The 15,492-nt window shown below is 30.5% G+C and carries 10 protein-coding genes and 1 pseudogene; 9 read left to right on the forward strand and 2 right to left on the reverse strand.

The features are described 5' to 3' along the window. Window positions 1-325 precede the first annotated feature (325 nt). Window positions 326-886: a hypothetical protein gene (locus H0I27_RS02525; protein WP_218732358.1), complete on the forward strand. Its 561-nt coding sequence runs from the start codon at window positions 326-328 to the stop codon at window positions 884-886. A 39-nt stretch (window positions 887-925) separates the two neighbouring features. On the opposite strand, the gene H0I27_RS02530 is transcribed toward H0I27_RS02525, so the two are convergent. Together H0I27_RS02530 and H0I27_RS02535 are read right to left on the reverse strand one after the other, a co-directional pair. Beyond that, window positions 926-1,390 (reverse strand): thioredoxin family protein, encoded by a 465-nt coding sequence (locus H0I27_RS02530; protein WP_218732359.1) that lies wholly within the window; start codon window positions 1,388-1,390, stop codon window positions 926-928. Beyond that, on the reverse strand, window positions 1,390-3,633 hold the full coding sequence (locus H0I27_RS02535; protein ID WP_218732360.1) for a TonB-dependent receptor: 2,244 nt from the start codon (window positions 3,631-3,633) through the stop codon (window positions 1,390-1,392). The genes H0I27_RS02530 and H0I27_RS02535 overlap by 1 nt, the downstream gene beginning before the upstream one ends. A gap of 100 nt (window positions 3,634-3,733) precedes the next feature. Between H0I27_RS02535 and H0I27_RS02540 the strand changes: the two genes are divergently transcribed. From H0I27_RS02540 to H0I27_RS02575, 8 genes and pseudogenes are all read left to right on the forward strand, one after another. After that, window positions 3,734-4,390: a metal-dependent transcriptional regulator gene (locus H0I27_RS02540; protein WP_218732361.1), complete on the forward strand. Its 657-nt coding sequence runs from the start codon at window positions 3,734-3,736 to the stop codon at window positions 4,388-4,390. Further along, a complete protein-coding gene (locus H0I27_RS02545) occupies window positions 4,387-5,397 on the forward strand; it encodes a DtxR family transcriptional regulator (RefSeq protein WP_218732362.1) in 1,011 nt (336 codons plus the stop codon). Before H0I27_RS02540 ends, H0I27_RS02545 begins: the two co-directional genes overlap by 4 nt. Window positions 5,398-5,401: 4 nt before the next feature. Beyond that, a pseudogene (gene feoB / locus H0I27_RS02550) lies at window positions 5,402-7,594 on the forward strand (ferrous iron transport protein B). 71 nt (window positions 7,595-7,665) lie between these two features. Beyond that, the gene (locus tag H0I27_RS02555) at window positions 7,666-10,794 is read left to right on the forward strand and encodes an exodeoxyribonuclease V subunit beta (RefSeq protein WP_218732363.1); all 3,129 of its coding nucleotides are present in this window, start codon (window positions 7,666-7,668) and stop codon (window positions 10,792-10,794) included. Window positions 10,795-11,110: 316 nt separating this feature from the next. Further along, the gene (locus tag H0I27_RS02560; RefSeq protein ID WP_218732364.1) at window positions 11,111-12,469 is read left to right on the forward strand and encodes an OmpA family protein; all 1,359 of its coding nucleotides are present in this window, start codon (window positions 11,111-11,113) and stop codon (window positions 12,467-12,469) included. A gap of 190 nt (window positions 12,470-12,659) precedes the next feature. Continuing rightward, on the forward strand, window positions 12,660-14,168 hold the full coding sequence (gene atpD, locus H0I27_RS02565) for a F0F1 ATP synthase subunit beta (protein WP_165734304.1): 1,509 nt from the start codon (window positions 12,660-12,662) through the stop codon (window positions 14,166-14,168). Window positions 14,169-14,246: 78 nt separating this feature from the next. Continuing rightward, window positions 14,247-14,540 (forward strand): F0F1 ATP synthase subunit epsilon, encoded by a 294-nt coding sequence (locus H0I27_RS02570; protein ID WP_165734305.1) that lies wholly within the window; start codon window positions 14,247-14,249, stop codon window positions 14,538-14,540. A gap of 339 nt (window positions 14,541-14,879) precedes the next feature. Beyond that, the gene (locus H0I27_RS02575) at window positions 14,880-15,488 is read left to right on the forward strand and encodes a hypothetical protein (protein WP_218732365.1); all 609 of its coding nucleotides are present in this window, start codon (window positions 14,880-14,882) and stop codon (window positions 15,486-15,488) included. Window positions 15,489-15,492: the final 4 nt, after the last annotated feature.

Raw genomic sequence — 15,492 nt, forward strand, 5'->3', positions numbered from 1 at the left:
TAAATATAAAATGTTTAAAAACTATTTTAAATAAGATATAATCTTTTATTAAAATAGTTTAGTGAAATTTACGTTTTATATTCTATAATGAGGATTTAATTATCTTTGTTGCATCTTAAAATAGTAGATTATAATGTAAGGTATTCGTTTGTAAATTATCAATTTAGAATTTATTAGGTGTTATTTTTATCATTTTCGAATAAATAAAACTTTAACGCAAATAAAATATACAGCACTTTATTTTCTTCGTTAAATCAATATCTTTGCCAAAAAAAATATTAGAAATTGCAAATTGCTTTTCTTCTCCCTAAAAAAGAAAATTAAAATGAAAAATATAGTTCTTATTCTTGTTTTTTTATTCACATTAAATAGTTTCAGTCAGAATGAAATTAATAAATGGGCTGTAACAATTGGTACCGGTTCTGTTCTTTATTCTGTAGAAAATGGCCCAGATATGGGAGGTAGGCTTATTCCTCAATTCCCTAGATTATCTGTTGCTACTTACCTTTTTAAGAATATAACTTTAGCTGGTAGTATTTCTAGTGATTTTAATGATAGTCAAAAATACACCACTTATGATGGTGAGGTTAGATATGATTTTGGTACTTCAGAAAACACAATAAATCCCTATATATTAATTGGAGGTAGTCTTGTAAAGTCTAAACATGTATTACCAACTTTAAATTTTGGTATCGGTGGTACACTTTGGATTTCTGATCATTTTGGTTTACAAGGTGTATTGATGCATAAGTATAATGAAGAAAGATTCCAAAGTCAACGTTCTCACACATTTGGATCAGTTGGTGTTACATATCGTTTCTCACTAAGTGGAGGGAATGGTCGTTCTACTTCTGGAAGAAAACGTATTTGGGAATCTAAGCATTAATTTCTTCTATTATCTTATGGTAATTTGCCATTATGATTTTTATTTGAGCGCTATGTAACTTGTTAATATTTTAGTGATTTCTTCTGCTGATAGAAAAGAGTCTATCTGCTCATCAATAGTATTGTTTGTACTTATAATAATAGTAGAAGGATAGCTAATTGTGTTGTTTTTAGAAGCGAGCACTTCTACTATCTGATGAACTCCTGATTTATTTTTAAAAATTCTACCTTTTATGTTTATGAAGTCTTTACTTTCTGCATCAAAAGAAACAAAGTAAAAATGTTTGTTTAATAAATTTATAACTTTTTTATCGATAAAAGTATTCTTTTTCATAGCAAAACAATACTTACACCAGCTTGTGTGAAAAAAGACTATAATTGGCTTCTTTTCTTTTTCTTGTAACTTAAAAGCTTCTTCAAAAGAATAATTTAGTAAAGTGTTGTTTTTCTGCCCATATAAAATACAGGTGGAAAGTATAAAAAAGAAAAGAAGCGTGTTTTTCATTATTGTATTTTATATCTAAGTCCTGCAAACATACGTATACCTTGGTTACCGGCATATACATAAGCTGGGTCGAACGCTAATTCGGGATTTGTTTCTGTATCTACTCCAACGTCAAAAGGATTGTCGCTATTTAAGATACTGTTAGCGGCAGGAGTGAAGTTTAATAAATTTTTTACCCCACCAAAAACTTCAAAAGTGTTGCTAATTTTTTTAGTAGCTTGTATGTTTTGTATACTATACCAAGGAGATGTTGGAGATCTAGGGTCATTTTCTCCCAATAAAGGTAAATCCATAGGTCCGTAAATGTTACCAGTGTAGTCAAGTAATAAATCGATAGATTTTATTCTGTAAGAAATACTCCAAGTACCACTAAAACTTTCTGTTAATAGCTGTCTTTCGGTAACTCCTTCTTCTGTTGTAGATACATCCATTAAAGTTGCACCAGCTATAATTGAAAGACCATTTCTAAAATTAATATCTGTATTTAAAGATATACCTTTAGATACTGCATAACCATCATCTAAGTTACCATAGATTATTTTGGAAGTATCAGTTTCATAATCTGCAACTATTTTATTGTTGAAATGTGTGTAAAAAATACTTCCATCTAAATTAATAATGGTATTATTTTTTGTAACTATTTTTTTAACATAGTTAATGTTTGCATTCCAAGAAGTTTCTGGAAGTAATTCATCTTCAAAAAATACGTCTCTGTTTCCTGTAAGGGCAGCATGGTCTTCTGTAAAAACATTAGCAACTCTAAAACCATTACCAATACTAACTCTTAAAACATCTTCATTATTATCAGAATTCCATTTGTAATTTACTCTTGGAGAAAAGACGCTTCCGTGTACATTATTATGATCATATCTTGCCCCTAACAAAAGTTTGCTTTTTGGTGCTAATGTAATTTCATCTTGAATAAAAACACCTGGTAAGTGAGTGATTGATGGATCGTTTTCTGTTTTACTGCCAGTTGCAGTGGTATTGTCGTCGTAATTTGTGTAACGATAAGCAACTCCCATTAATACATCATGGTTTTTTCCAAAAGTAGTGTCGTATGTTAATTGTCCAAAAGCAATAAATTGATCAGCTTTATAAAAAGTGTCTCCGTAGTAAGAATTTTGGTCATGTCCATTCGCGCTAAATTGAAAATTTAATTTTTCATCTGTAGGTAATTGGTACGTTCCAAAAGTTTCCCATCTACTTGTGTAAATACTTTCTCCATAAATTTCTGTTCCTCCTCTATATTCAGGTGTCCAATCCATTTCTCCACCCCATCTATCTTCGTAAACATAACGACCAGCTACCGTAAAAACACGATTGTTTTTTCTTTCGAAATCAAATTTATTAAAAATAGAAATTCTGTTTTGTAAGGTTAAATCTGTAAAACCATCATTGTTGTTATCAATTGGGTTTTGGTAATTAAAATAATTGATCCCTAATAAAGCATTCGTTTTTCCTAGCTTGTATTTTAAGCCAATATCAGTATTCACTTCTCCCCAAGAACTAGCGTAAGAATCTATCGTAAACAAAGGTGAAGAAGATGGTTTTTTAGTGATAATATTAATGATACCTCCAACTGCCTCAGAACCATATAAAGTTGAAGCGGGGCCTTTTACAATTTCTACACGTTCTATTAATGCTTGTGGAATTCCTGTTAGTCCATAAACCGTAGAAAGTCCGCTTACAATTGGCATTCCGTCAATCATAACAAATGTATAAGCACCCTCTAATCCGTTTATATGAATATCACCAGTGTTGCAAACACTGCAGTTTACTTGTGGACGAACACCATTTACATTCTGCATTGATTCGAATATGGATGGTGATGGATTTTTCATAAAAAAGGTAGGAGAGTATACTTCTACGGGCACAGGACTGTCTAATTTCTTAACAGGTTTCATGGTTCCAGAAATAACTATCTCATCTAAAGAGTTATCTTCTGATAGAGATAAATTTTGAGTAATTTTTTGATTTTCATCAATTGTTATTTTTATGAATTTAGATTGATAACCAACACTACTCGCAACAAGTGTGTAATTTCCTTTAGGAATATCTTTTAGTTTATAATAACCGTTTTCGTTAGAAGCTGTTCCAATTTTAGAGTTTTTTAAATAAACATTCACGTAAGCTAATGCATTTGAGCTATTCGTTATTTTTCCAGAAATAGAATTATTTTGGGAAAAAATTGTGTTTAAGCTGATAAGTGCTGTAAATAATAGAAGTCTTTTTAGTTTCATTTGATAAATATTTTTGACAAATATAATTTATTTTTTAGACTTGTCTAAAAATATATTTATTAAATTAAAAAAGTATATCTTTGTAGTATAAAATTTATAGATGTTTACACTTTCTGAAGAAAATTATTTAAAAGCAATTTATCATTTAGAGTTAGATGCTGTTAAAGGAATCAGTACAAATGCTATTGCTAAAAAATTAGAAACAAAAGCTTCTTCTGTTACAGACATGATAAAAAAATTGTCTGAAAAGGAAGTTGTTGTGTATAAGAAGTATAAAGGAGTTAAATTAACTAGTTTAGGAAAGAAGACTGCTGCAAATATTGTACGTAAGCACAGACTTTGGGAAGTTTTTCTGGTAGATAAGTTAAATTTTTCTTGGGATGAAGTACATGATGTTGCGGAGCAATTAGAGCATATCAAATCTTCAAAATTAGTAGAGCAATTAGATGCTTTTTTGGGTTTTCCAACGCATGATCCTCATGGAGACCCTATTCCAGATAAAGACGGGAATTTAAAAACGATAGATAAAAGTTTATTATCAACTTTATTAAAAAATGAAAGCGGAATTTGTATTGGTGTTGATGATTCTTCTTCAGAATTTTTAAAGTTCTTAGACAAAAAAGGAATTACTTTAGGGCAACAGATTACGGTTTTAGAAAAAGAAGACTTTGATGACTCCGTTTCTATTAAGGTTGATGATAAGAAATTATCAATTTCAAATAAAATAGCTAACAATTTATATATAAAAAAAATATGAATACCTACAACCCAATAGTAGCGCTCTTAGTGTTTTTTGGCGTTATTTTAATCTTGTATTTTATATTTAATCCTAAAAAAGGACTCTTTTTTAAATATCTCAAGGCTCGTAAAGAAACAGAAAAAACAGCGATTGAAGATATTTTAAAGTTATTGTATCATGATCCTAAAACATCTATAAGTACCATTTTTGATGAATTAGATTTTAGTCATAGTTTGTTATTAGAAAGTATTGATACTATGCTAGAAACTGGATTGATAAAAAAAGAGCATGAGCTTTTTTCATTGACCGAAGAAGGCGATGAATATGCATTAAGAATTGTAAGAGCACACCGTTTATGGGAAAAATATTTATCAGAAAAAACGGGTTTTCATAAAACTGAATGGCATAGTAGGGCAGAGAAAAAAGAACATGAGTTATCTGGTGAAGAAGTAGAAGATTTATCTACACTTTTAGGAAACCCAAGGTACGATCCTCATGGAGATCCAATTCCAACTAAAGCTGGTCAAATTCCTGAGAAAAAAGGAATGCTACTTGCAGATTTGCCTATTTTAAATTTTGGGAAAATTATTCATATAGAAGATGAGCCTACAAGTATTTATAAGCAAATTTTAGCAAAACATATTCATTTACATTCTCAGGTGTATATGAAAGAGATAAGTGAAAATCGCATTGTTTTTGAATCCGAAGGAGAGCAATTTGTTTTGCCACCTATAGTAGCTAAAAATATTACTGTAATTTCTTTAGACAAAGCAGATGTTGTAGAAACAGATACGTTACGTTTATCTAATTTAGAAAATAATCAAAAAGCAACAATTATAGGTGTTTCTAAAGAATGCAGAGGAGAAAATAGACGAAGATTATTAGACTTGGGTTTTGTAAAAGGAGCAACGGTTAGTATCGATTTATTAAATCCGTTAGGTGATCCAAAAGCATTTTTAATTAAAGGAACTGCTATTGCCTTAAGAAAAGATCAGGCAGTTAAAATTTTAATTACCAAAGCATAAAAAAATGAAAACAGCAACAAAATCAGCTTGTGACACTTGTGCACATCATACTTTAGAAGGTGTTAAAAAACTGGGTGTAGATACAGAGAATGTAGACTTTGTAATTGCGTTAGCAGGAAACCCAAATACAGGAAAAAGTACTGTTTTTAATGCATTAACAGGGTTGAGGCAGCATACAGGTAATTGGCCAGGAAAAACAGTAACTAGAGCAGAAGGAGCGTTTGAATATCAGCAACAAAAGTTTAAATTAATAGATTTACCAGGTACCTATTCTTTAATGTCTCGTTCTGAGGATGAGGAAGTTGCTAGAAATTTTATCCTTTTTGGTAAACCAACATTAACGGTAATAGTTGTTGATGCAAGCAGGTTAGAGCGTAATTTAAATTTGGTACTTCAAATTTTAGAAATCTCTTCGAACGCAGTTCTTTGTCTAAACTTAATGGACGAGGCGGAAAAAAATAATATAAACATAGACTATAGAAGTTTATCTAGAGAATTGGGAATTCCTGTGGTACCAACAAGTGCAAGATCTAAAGAAGGAATTCCAGAATTAATTGCCGCAATTAGTGATTTGGCAAACGGAAAAATAGTTTGTAAACCTTATAAAATAAAAAGCATTCCAAAACATGTAGAAGATGCTGTGCAGAAATTGAGTGCAGCTATTAAAGAAGAGTATCCAACTGTTTCAAATAGCAGGTGGTTAGCTTTTAGGGTTTTAGAAGGAGATACGCATATTTTAGATGCCTTAAAAACAGGTGATTTTATTTAATTGAAGAGAATGGGAACAAAAAACATTGATAAAATTATAGAATTATCTAACGAATTGCGTTGGCAAATTGGCGATGATTTTCACGATAATTTAACGGAAGCAATTTATGCTGATGCTTCTAAGATTGTTGAAAAAACAGTTGTAAAAGATAATAAAAAAGGGGCTTTTTATTTAAATGCTAAAATAGATAAAATAGTAACTAGTAAAATTTGGGGTTTTCCAATTATGCTATTGTTATTAGGTTTAGTACTTTGGTTAACTATTATTGGGGCAAATTACCCATCATCTATGTTGGCAAGTTTGTTGTTAGATACAATTCATCCTTTATTAAAAGAGGGTGCTGCATTCTTGAGTTTTCCTTGGTGGTTGTCTGGTTTTTTAATTGATGGTATTTATTTAGCAATTGCTTGGGTAATTGCTGTAATGTTGCCACCAATGGCCATCTTTTTTCCATTATTTACCTTATTAGAAGATTTTGGATATTTACCTAGAGTTGCCTTTAATATGGATTCACTTTTTAAAAAATCTGGAGCACATGGTAAGCAGGCTTTAACTATGACAATGGGCTTTGGTTGTAATGCGGCCGGAGTTGTAGCAACTAGAATTATTGATAGTCCGAGAGAGCGATTAATTGCAATTATTACTAATAATTTTTCTTTGTGTAATGGTCGTTGGCCAACGCAGATTCTATTAGCAACGATCTTTATTGGAGCTGTTGTTCCGTCAACATATTCAAGTTTAATTTCTTTGGTTGCTGTTGTAGGAATTGCCGTTTTAGGAATCTTTTTTATGTTTTTCTTTTCTTGGGCATTGTCTAAAACAGTTTTAAAAGGAGAGGTTTCAACTTTTAATTTAGAGTTGCCTCCTTATAGAACACCTTTATTTTGGAAAACCATTTACACTTCTTTAATAGATAGAACATTAATAGTTTTATGGAGAGCCATTGTGTTTGCGGCACCTGCTGGAGCGGTAATATGGTTAATTTCTAATATTTTTATTGGTGATGAAAGTATTGCGTTGCATTTAATTGATTTTTTAGATGGCTTCGGATTTCTATTAGGCTTAAATGGTGTTATTTTATTGGCTTATGTAGTTGCTATTCCTGCTAATGAAATTGTAATTCCGTCTATATTAATGTTAACAGTAATGGTAACGGGAGCTGTTGGTGGCGCAGGAGCGGGTGTAATGTTTGAGTTAGATTCTGTTACAGCAACAGGTGATATTTTAAAAAGTGGTGGATGGACGCTTTTAACAGCGGTGAATGTAATGTTGTTTAGTTTGTTGCATAATCCTTGTAGCACAACTATTTATACTATTTATAAAGAAACAAAAAGTAAAAAATGGACTGTGGTAGCAACAATTTTACCCGTTATAGCAGGTTTTATAATTACGTTTTTGGTAGCTCAAATTTGGAGAATTTTAAGCTAATCACTCTAAAATAAATTTTGATATTTAACTGAAATTAATTGCTTAATTTGTATTTTGCAGTAAAATAAATTGTGCAAAATACATCATCCTTTCAGGTTTATAACGCTTCTGCAGGAAGTGGAAAAACCTTTACGCTCGTAAAAGAATACATTAAAGTTTTATTAACTTCTGATGATATTTTTTCATTTCAGAAAATTTTAGCAATCACGTTTACCAATAAAGCAGCTGGTGAAATGAAAGAGCGTGTATTGTCTAGTTTAGAAGATTTTGCAGATGGTGAGGAAAATGATTTATTGAATATTATTGTTGATGAAATAAAGATTGATAAAGCAATCATTCAGGAAAGAAGTAAGAAAATTTTAGATGCAATTTTAAAAAATTATTCTGCTTTTTCAATTACTACAATTGATAGTTTTACACATAAAATAATTAAAAACTTCGCGTTCGATTTAGGTTTGTCACTTAATTTTGAAGTAGAAATGGATGCCGTTTCTCTTTTAAATGAAGCTGTAGATGTTTTAATTTCTAAGATTGGAACAGATGAAAAACTGACAAACCTTTTAATAGATTATTCACTAGATAAAACAGATGATGATAAGTCTTGGGATATTTCTAGAGATTTAAGTGAGTTTGCAAGAATCTTATTAAATGAAGATGATGTGCAACATTTTAGAAGTCTTGCGGATAAAAAATTAGAAGATTTTACAAACTTAAAGTCGAAGTTATATAATCAGCAAAAAGAATTAAAAGATTCCATTAAAAAAGTTGGTGAAGAGTGTCTTGAGTTAATAGAAAACAACGATTTAGAGCATAAAAATTTTATGCGAGGTACTATTCCTAAATTCTTTGCAGATTTAAGCACTAAATCTGTAGATATAGATTTTATCAAACGAAGTGAAACGATAAAAAAAGCAATCGAGAATAATCAATATTACTCAAAGTCTACCGCAGAGTTTATTGCAAGTTCTATAGATCAAATTGTTCCTGATATTGTTCGATTATTTAAGGAAGCTGAAGTTGTTTATCAGCAATTCTCCATGAATAAATTGGCGTTGAAAAGTATTATTCCTTTAGCCGTTTTAAATAATATAAATTCAGAGTTAGAAAATATAAAAGAAGACAATAATATTCGATTAAATGCAGAGTTTAATCAATTGATTTCGGATAATATAAAAGACCAACCAGCTCCTTTTATTTATGAAAGAATTGGGCAACGTTTTCAGCATTATTTTATTGACGAAATGCAAGATACTTCTGTGTTGCAATGGCAAAATTTAGTGCCATTAATAGACAATACGTTGGCGCAAGAAAATAGCAATTTATTATTGGTTGGCGATGGAAAACAAGCCATTTATAGATGGCGTGGAGGAAAAGCGGAACAATTTATTGAATTAGGTTCAGACAGATTGAATCCTTTTCATGTTTCTAAAGAAATTAAGAATTTAGAAACCAATTTTAGAAGTTATTCAGAGGTTATTAATTTTAATAATTCGTTTTTTCAGCATACGGCAAATTTCATTCAGAATGAATCGTATAAGAATATTTTTATAGAGGGGAATAAACAAATAGAAAATGCTAAAAAAGGAGGTTTAGTTTCGTTAACCTTCCTTGAAAAAAATGAAGACAAAGAGCTTGAAAAAGTAAAATATCCGCAGAAGGTTTTAGAGAAAATCCTCCAATTAAAGGAGAGTTTTTCTTTGAGTGAAATTTGCGTGTTGACTCGTACTAGAAAAGACGGAGTTGCAGTGGCAAATTATTTATCAGAAAAAGGAATTGATATTGTTTCGTCGGAAACCTTATTGCTTAAAAATAGTGCAAAAGTTACTTTTATTGTTGATGTTTTAAAGGTTTTACAAAACCCAAGTGATGAAGAAACACGTTTTGAAATGCTGTATTTTTTACATCAACATTTACAGATAGAAAAACCAAAACATGTCTTTTTTAATGAATTTGCAAAATCGGATAATCAAACTATTTTAGAATCTTTAAAAAACCTTGGTGTCACGTTTAATATTTCGGCATTTCATCAATTGCCGTTTTATGAGAAAATAGAAGAAATTATTAGAGGTTTTAATTTGATAAATTCTTCTGATGCATATCTACAATTTTTTCTAGATGTTGTTTTAGAACAGCAAAGAAACGGAACTGATGTTGGAGAGTTTTTAGAGTTTTGGGAACTTAAAAAAGAACGACTTAGTATTGTTGCTCCAGAAAGTGCTGGTGCAGTTCAGATTATGACGATTCATAAATCGAAGGGATTGGAATTTCCGGTGGTTATTTTTCCTTGTGATGTAGATATTTATCGACAGATAAAACCAAAATCATGGTTAGATCAATTGCCAGAATCATATGAAGGTTTCGATGAACTATTAGTTGATTATAGTAAAAGTTTAAGTATTGTTAGTGAAAGGGGTTTAGATATTTATAACAAGCAACGCGAAGAATTAGAATTAGATAATTTTAATCTATTGTATGTTACTTTAACAAGAGCTGTAGAGCAATTACATGTTATTACCGATAAAAAAATTTCAGCTAAAGGAGAGGAGAATACTAATTTTTATTCAGGTGTTTTTATCAATTATTTAAAACAGCAAAACCTTTGGAATGATGATTTTTCTGAATATATTTTTGGAGATGTGCAAAGGGTCAGTGAAAAGAAAGAAGAAAATTCTGTTGCAGAAATCCATGAGAAATTTATTTCAACTCCTTGGCAAGAACATAATATTGTTTTGTTAGCAAATTCTTCTAAATTATGGAATACAGAACAAGGAAAAGCTATTGATTTTGGGAATTTATTTCATGAAATTTTATCTAAAATTATTACTTCAAAAGATGTTGAGAAGGTCATTTCTATGTATTATCAACAAGGGGTTATAAATATAGAACAGCAAATTTTTATTACAAAAAGTGTTTTTAGTATTGTAAATCATCCTGAATTAGAACTTTATTTTTCAGATAAAGTTAAAGTTTTTAATGAAAGGGAAATTGTTGATGTAGATAATCAGATTATTATTTTAGATAGGTTGATTTTTATAGCAGATAAAAAAGTGGTTATTATTGATTATAAGACAGGGAACCCTTCGTCAGAATATCATCAGCAGTTATTAAGGTATGAAAGAACTCTAAAATCAATGAATTTTAAAGTAGAAAAAAAACTATTGATCTATATTAATGAAGAAATTGACGTTGTTGAGGTGTAATTTGTAGAAAAGTATCAACTTAAAAATTAAGATAAATTTATAATTAAAAATAGTAATTTAACTGCTTAATTCTTTTCTCTTTAGAGCTGAAAAAAAAGTTAGAAAATAGAATTGGTTATCCTTTAGTTAATGCTAATGAGTGTCTTAAAGAACTTTATTAGAGTCTTTATAAAAAATATAGAGTGAATTCAAAGGGAATTAGAATTAATAAAACGTATTGTTTTAATAATATTTTGTAGATTTGTCTTTGTATATACGATTTAAGGATTTACTTTTGCGTATAATAATAACGAACTTTTAATTTAAAAATTTGATAATGAAACGATTAAGAATAGCTGTGATAGCTTTGTTTACGTTGGTAACAGTTGGTAACGTAAACGCACAAGATGAAAACAACCCTTGGGCTGTAGGTTTTGGTGTAAACGTAGTAGATTTTTACAATGGTGATGACTTTAGCGACCAAATAAAAGATTTATTTGGGAATAAAGATTGGAACATTTTACCTTCTATTTCTAGAATATCTGGAGAAAAGTATTTAGACAAAGGTTTCTCTTTACAATTAGCGGGGTCTTTAAATAAAATTGAAACAGTTACAATTGAAGATGATTCAGATTTTCTTTATTGGGCTGTAGATGCAGTTGTAAAGTATGACTTAAATAACTTAGTTGGACAAACAGGTTGGTTTGATCCTTATGTATATTTAGGTGGAGGTTATACTTCTGTAGATTCTAGTGGTGAAGCAATGTTAAATGGAGGTGTTGGTTTTAACACTTGGTTTAATGATAACTTAGGATTAAACTTTCAAACAGGAACTAAAAAAGGTTTTTCTGATAATGTAAGAGCGCATTACCAAACTTCTTTAGGTTTAGTGATTAAATTTGGAGGAACAGATACTGACGGAGACGGAGTATATGATAAAGATGATGCTTGTCCAGAAGAAGCAGGTTTAGTAGAATTTAATGGTTGTCCTGATGCTGATGGCGATGGAGTAAAAGATTCTGATGATGCTTGTCCTTCAGTTGCAGGTTTAGCAGCTATGAATGGTTGTCCTGATTCTGACGGAGACGGTGTAGCTGATAAAGATGATATGTGTCCTAGTGCTAAAGGAACTAAAGCTAATAAAGGTTGCCCAGATACAGACGGAGATAGTGTAGCTGATAAAGATGATAAATGTCCATCTGTTGCAGGACCAGCTGATAATGCAGGATGTCCTTGGCCAGATACTGACGGAGACGGAGTTTTAGATAAAGATGATAAATGTCCTGAGTTTGCAGGTGTTGCTTCTAATAATGGTTGTCCAGAAGACGCTATGACAGCAGAGCAAATTGCAGCTTTATCAGGATATTCAAAAGAAATCTTATTTAGTACAGATAGCGCTAAAATTAATAGAGCATCTGCTGGAAAATTAGATAAAGTTTATGATTTAATTAGTTCTGTAGATAATGTAATCTATGTAATAGAAGGTTATGCAGATAGTAGAGGAGCTAGTGCTTACAACTTATACTTAACTGAAAGAAGAGCAGAATCTGCTAAAGCTTATTTAGTTGAAAAAGGTTTTGACGCTAATAGATTAGAAACAGTTGGTCAAGGAGAGAAAGATCCTATTGCATCTAACAACACTAGTTTAGGAAGAAGTAAAAACAGAAGAGTAGTTATTAAGTTATCTGATAAATAATTTTTAACTACATTTTAATATAAAACTCTGCTCATTTTGAGCAGAGTTTTTTTTGTTTCTGTTATTTGTTTCTTTTTCAATTAAAAAAGAGGAAAATCTTTTTTAATTAAGGACAAAAAAATTACCTTTGCAATCTGAAAAAAGAGGCTGAAATCTCTGAAATAAAATAATAACTTTAATTAGATACATAATGTCTACAATAACAGGTAAAGTTTCACAAATTATTGGGCCAGTAATTGATGTTGAATTCAATACTGAAAATGAACTTCCTAAAATTTACGATTCGTTAGAAATCAAAAAAGCTGACGGCTCTATTTTAGTATTAGAGGTACAACAGCATATTGGAGAAGATACAGTTAGAACTATCTCAATGGATGCTACTGATGGATTAAGTAGAGGAACTGAGGTTGTGGCTACAGGTAATCCTATTCAAATGCCTATCGGAAACGATATTTATGGCCGTTTGTTTAACGTAACTGGAGATGCTATTGATGGTTTAGGTAACTTGAAAAAAGAAGGTAAAGATGGTTTGCCAATTCACAGATCTGCACCTAAATTTGAAGATTTATCAGTATCTACTGAAGTTTTATTTACAGGTATAAAAGTAATCGATTTAATTGAGCCTTATGCAAAAGGAGGTAAAATTGGATTATTTGGAGGAGCAGGAGTAGGTAAGACAGTATTAATTCAAGAGTTAATTAACAACATTGCAAAAGGACATGGTGGTTTATCAGTCTTTGCAGGTGTTGGAGAAAGAACTCGTGAAGGAAACGATTTACTTCGTGAAATGTTAGAATCTGGAATTATAAAATACGGAGACGATTTTATGCATTCTATGGAAGCAGGAGGATGGGATTTATCTAAGGTAGATAAACCTGGAATGAAAGGTTCTAAAGCTACTTTCGTATTCGGTCAAATGAACGAGCCACCTGGAGCACGTGCACGTGTTGCGTTATCTGGTTTAACAATTGCAGAATACTTTAGAGATGGAGCTGGAGAAGCAGAAGGTAAAGATGTTCTTTTCTTTGTTGATAATATTTTCCGTTTTACACAAGCAGGTTCTGAGGTGTCAGCACTTTTAGGACGTATGCCATCAGCGGTAGGTTACCAACCAACATTAGCAACAGAAATGGGTGCAATGCAAGAGCGTATTACATCAACTAAAAAAGGTTCTATTACATCTGTACAAGCGGTATATGTTCCTGCAGATGATTTAACAGATCCAGCACCAGCAACAACGTTTGCGCATTTAGATGCAACAACAGTATTGTCTCGTAAGATTGCAGAATTAGGTATTTATCCAGCGGTAGATCCTTTAGATTCAACTTCAAGAATTTTATCTGCAGAAATTTTAGGTGATGAGCATTATAATACTGCAACAGCTGTAAAAGAAATTTTACAACGTTATAAAGAATTACAAGATATTATTGCAATTTTAGGTATGGAAGAATTATCTGAAGAAGATAAATTAGTAGTTCATAGAGCTAGACGTGTACAACGTTTCTTATCTCAACCTTTCCACGTAGCTGAACAATTTACTGGTATACCAGGAGTTTTAGTTGATATTAAAGACACTATTAAAGGTTTTAATATGATTATGGATGGTGAGTTAGATAAATACCCTGAAGCAGCATTTAACTTAAGAGGATCAATTCAAGATGCAATTGATGCTGGTGAGAAAATGTTAGCAGAAGCATAAAATTAGTCAGCGGTTTGCAGTTTTCAATCTTAAAAAAGAAAGTAAACTGCAAATTGAAGACTGTAAACTATAAGAGATATGTTTTTAGAAATTGTAACACCAGAAGCTATATTATTTTCAGCAAGAATTGATTCATTATCAGTTCCTGGAGAAAATGGTGAGTTTCAAATGTTAAATAATCACGCACCAATTGTTGCTAACTTAAAGGAAGGAATAGTTAAAATTCATGTTCATAGTAAAGAACATTTAGAATTTGATCAATTTAAAGGACATTATGAAATTCATATAGATGATGATAATATTCTAACAATTGCTATTAAATCTGGAACTTTAGAATTAAAAGATAATAAAGCAATTATTTTAGCAGATTAAATTTCTAAAATAATTATAAAAATTAAAAGTCTCAAAACAACAGTTTTGAGACTTTTTTAATTTAAACACTTTCTATAAAGTATCAAGTGTATTTTTTGCAATTTCCCCCTTTACTTTTCTTTTTATTTCATACTTCAAAATTGGTAAATAATTAGGAATAAACTGTTAGTGTAAATCATTGAATTTATACAGGAAAAACCCCTTTTTAAGCAAGTTTGATATAAGTAGTGTTTCGACTAAGTGTTTGATATATAGTGTTTAATGTTGTTTTTTGCTTTTACTCTTCTTAGATTATAATTTAATTTGTATTTTCAAGCGTATTAATCCAACTACTATATTATGAAAACAGTTTTTAAATTTTATCAAATATTTTTTTTAGCATTATTTATAATTAGTTGTAAGTCTGAAACAATATCTCAGGTTACTGAAGTTGATAGTTCTAGGCCTTCTAATACGATCACTTATAAAGAAATGGCTAGTATGTTTCATCAATATGATGTAGGACAGAAACCTGTTTTAGACAAGTATAGGAAAGAACTTACAGGTGATGCTAATGAAATTGAGAGTATTTCTCATTTTTACGATATTAATCAATTAAAGCAATATATTGCTTATGTAGAAAGGTTATCAAAAGAAAAAGATATTGAGCTTACTGGTGTTAGAATTTTTACTGCTGCATATCCTAAAGATTATCCAGAAGAGATTTTAAGAGGTAGACAAACTTTAATTTTTATGCCAACTGCAGATACTAAAGAAAAGAAAAATGTTGCTTATGAACCTTTGTATTCTAATAAAGGAGAAGCAATCCCTTTTACAAAATTTTTAGATCAATTTAGTAGTAAAGAAACGAAGCAGGTAGTTAGAGCTTCTTTTTTACCTTTTATTGGTGATCAAGAAGATCTTAAAAGTTCTGGGGCTAATAGATTGAAACCAACACCACCAATGTAATATT

Source organism: Polaribacter sp. HaHaR_3_91 (assembly GCF_019278525.1).
Taxonomy (GTDB): Bacteria; Bacteroidota; Bacteroidia; order Flavobacteriales; family Flavobacteriaceae; genus Polaribacter.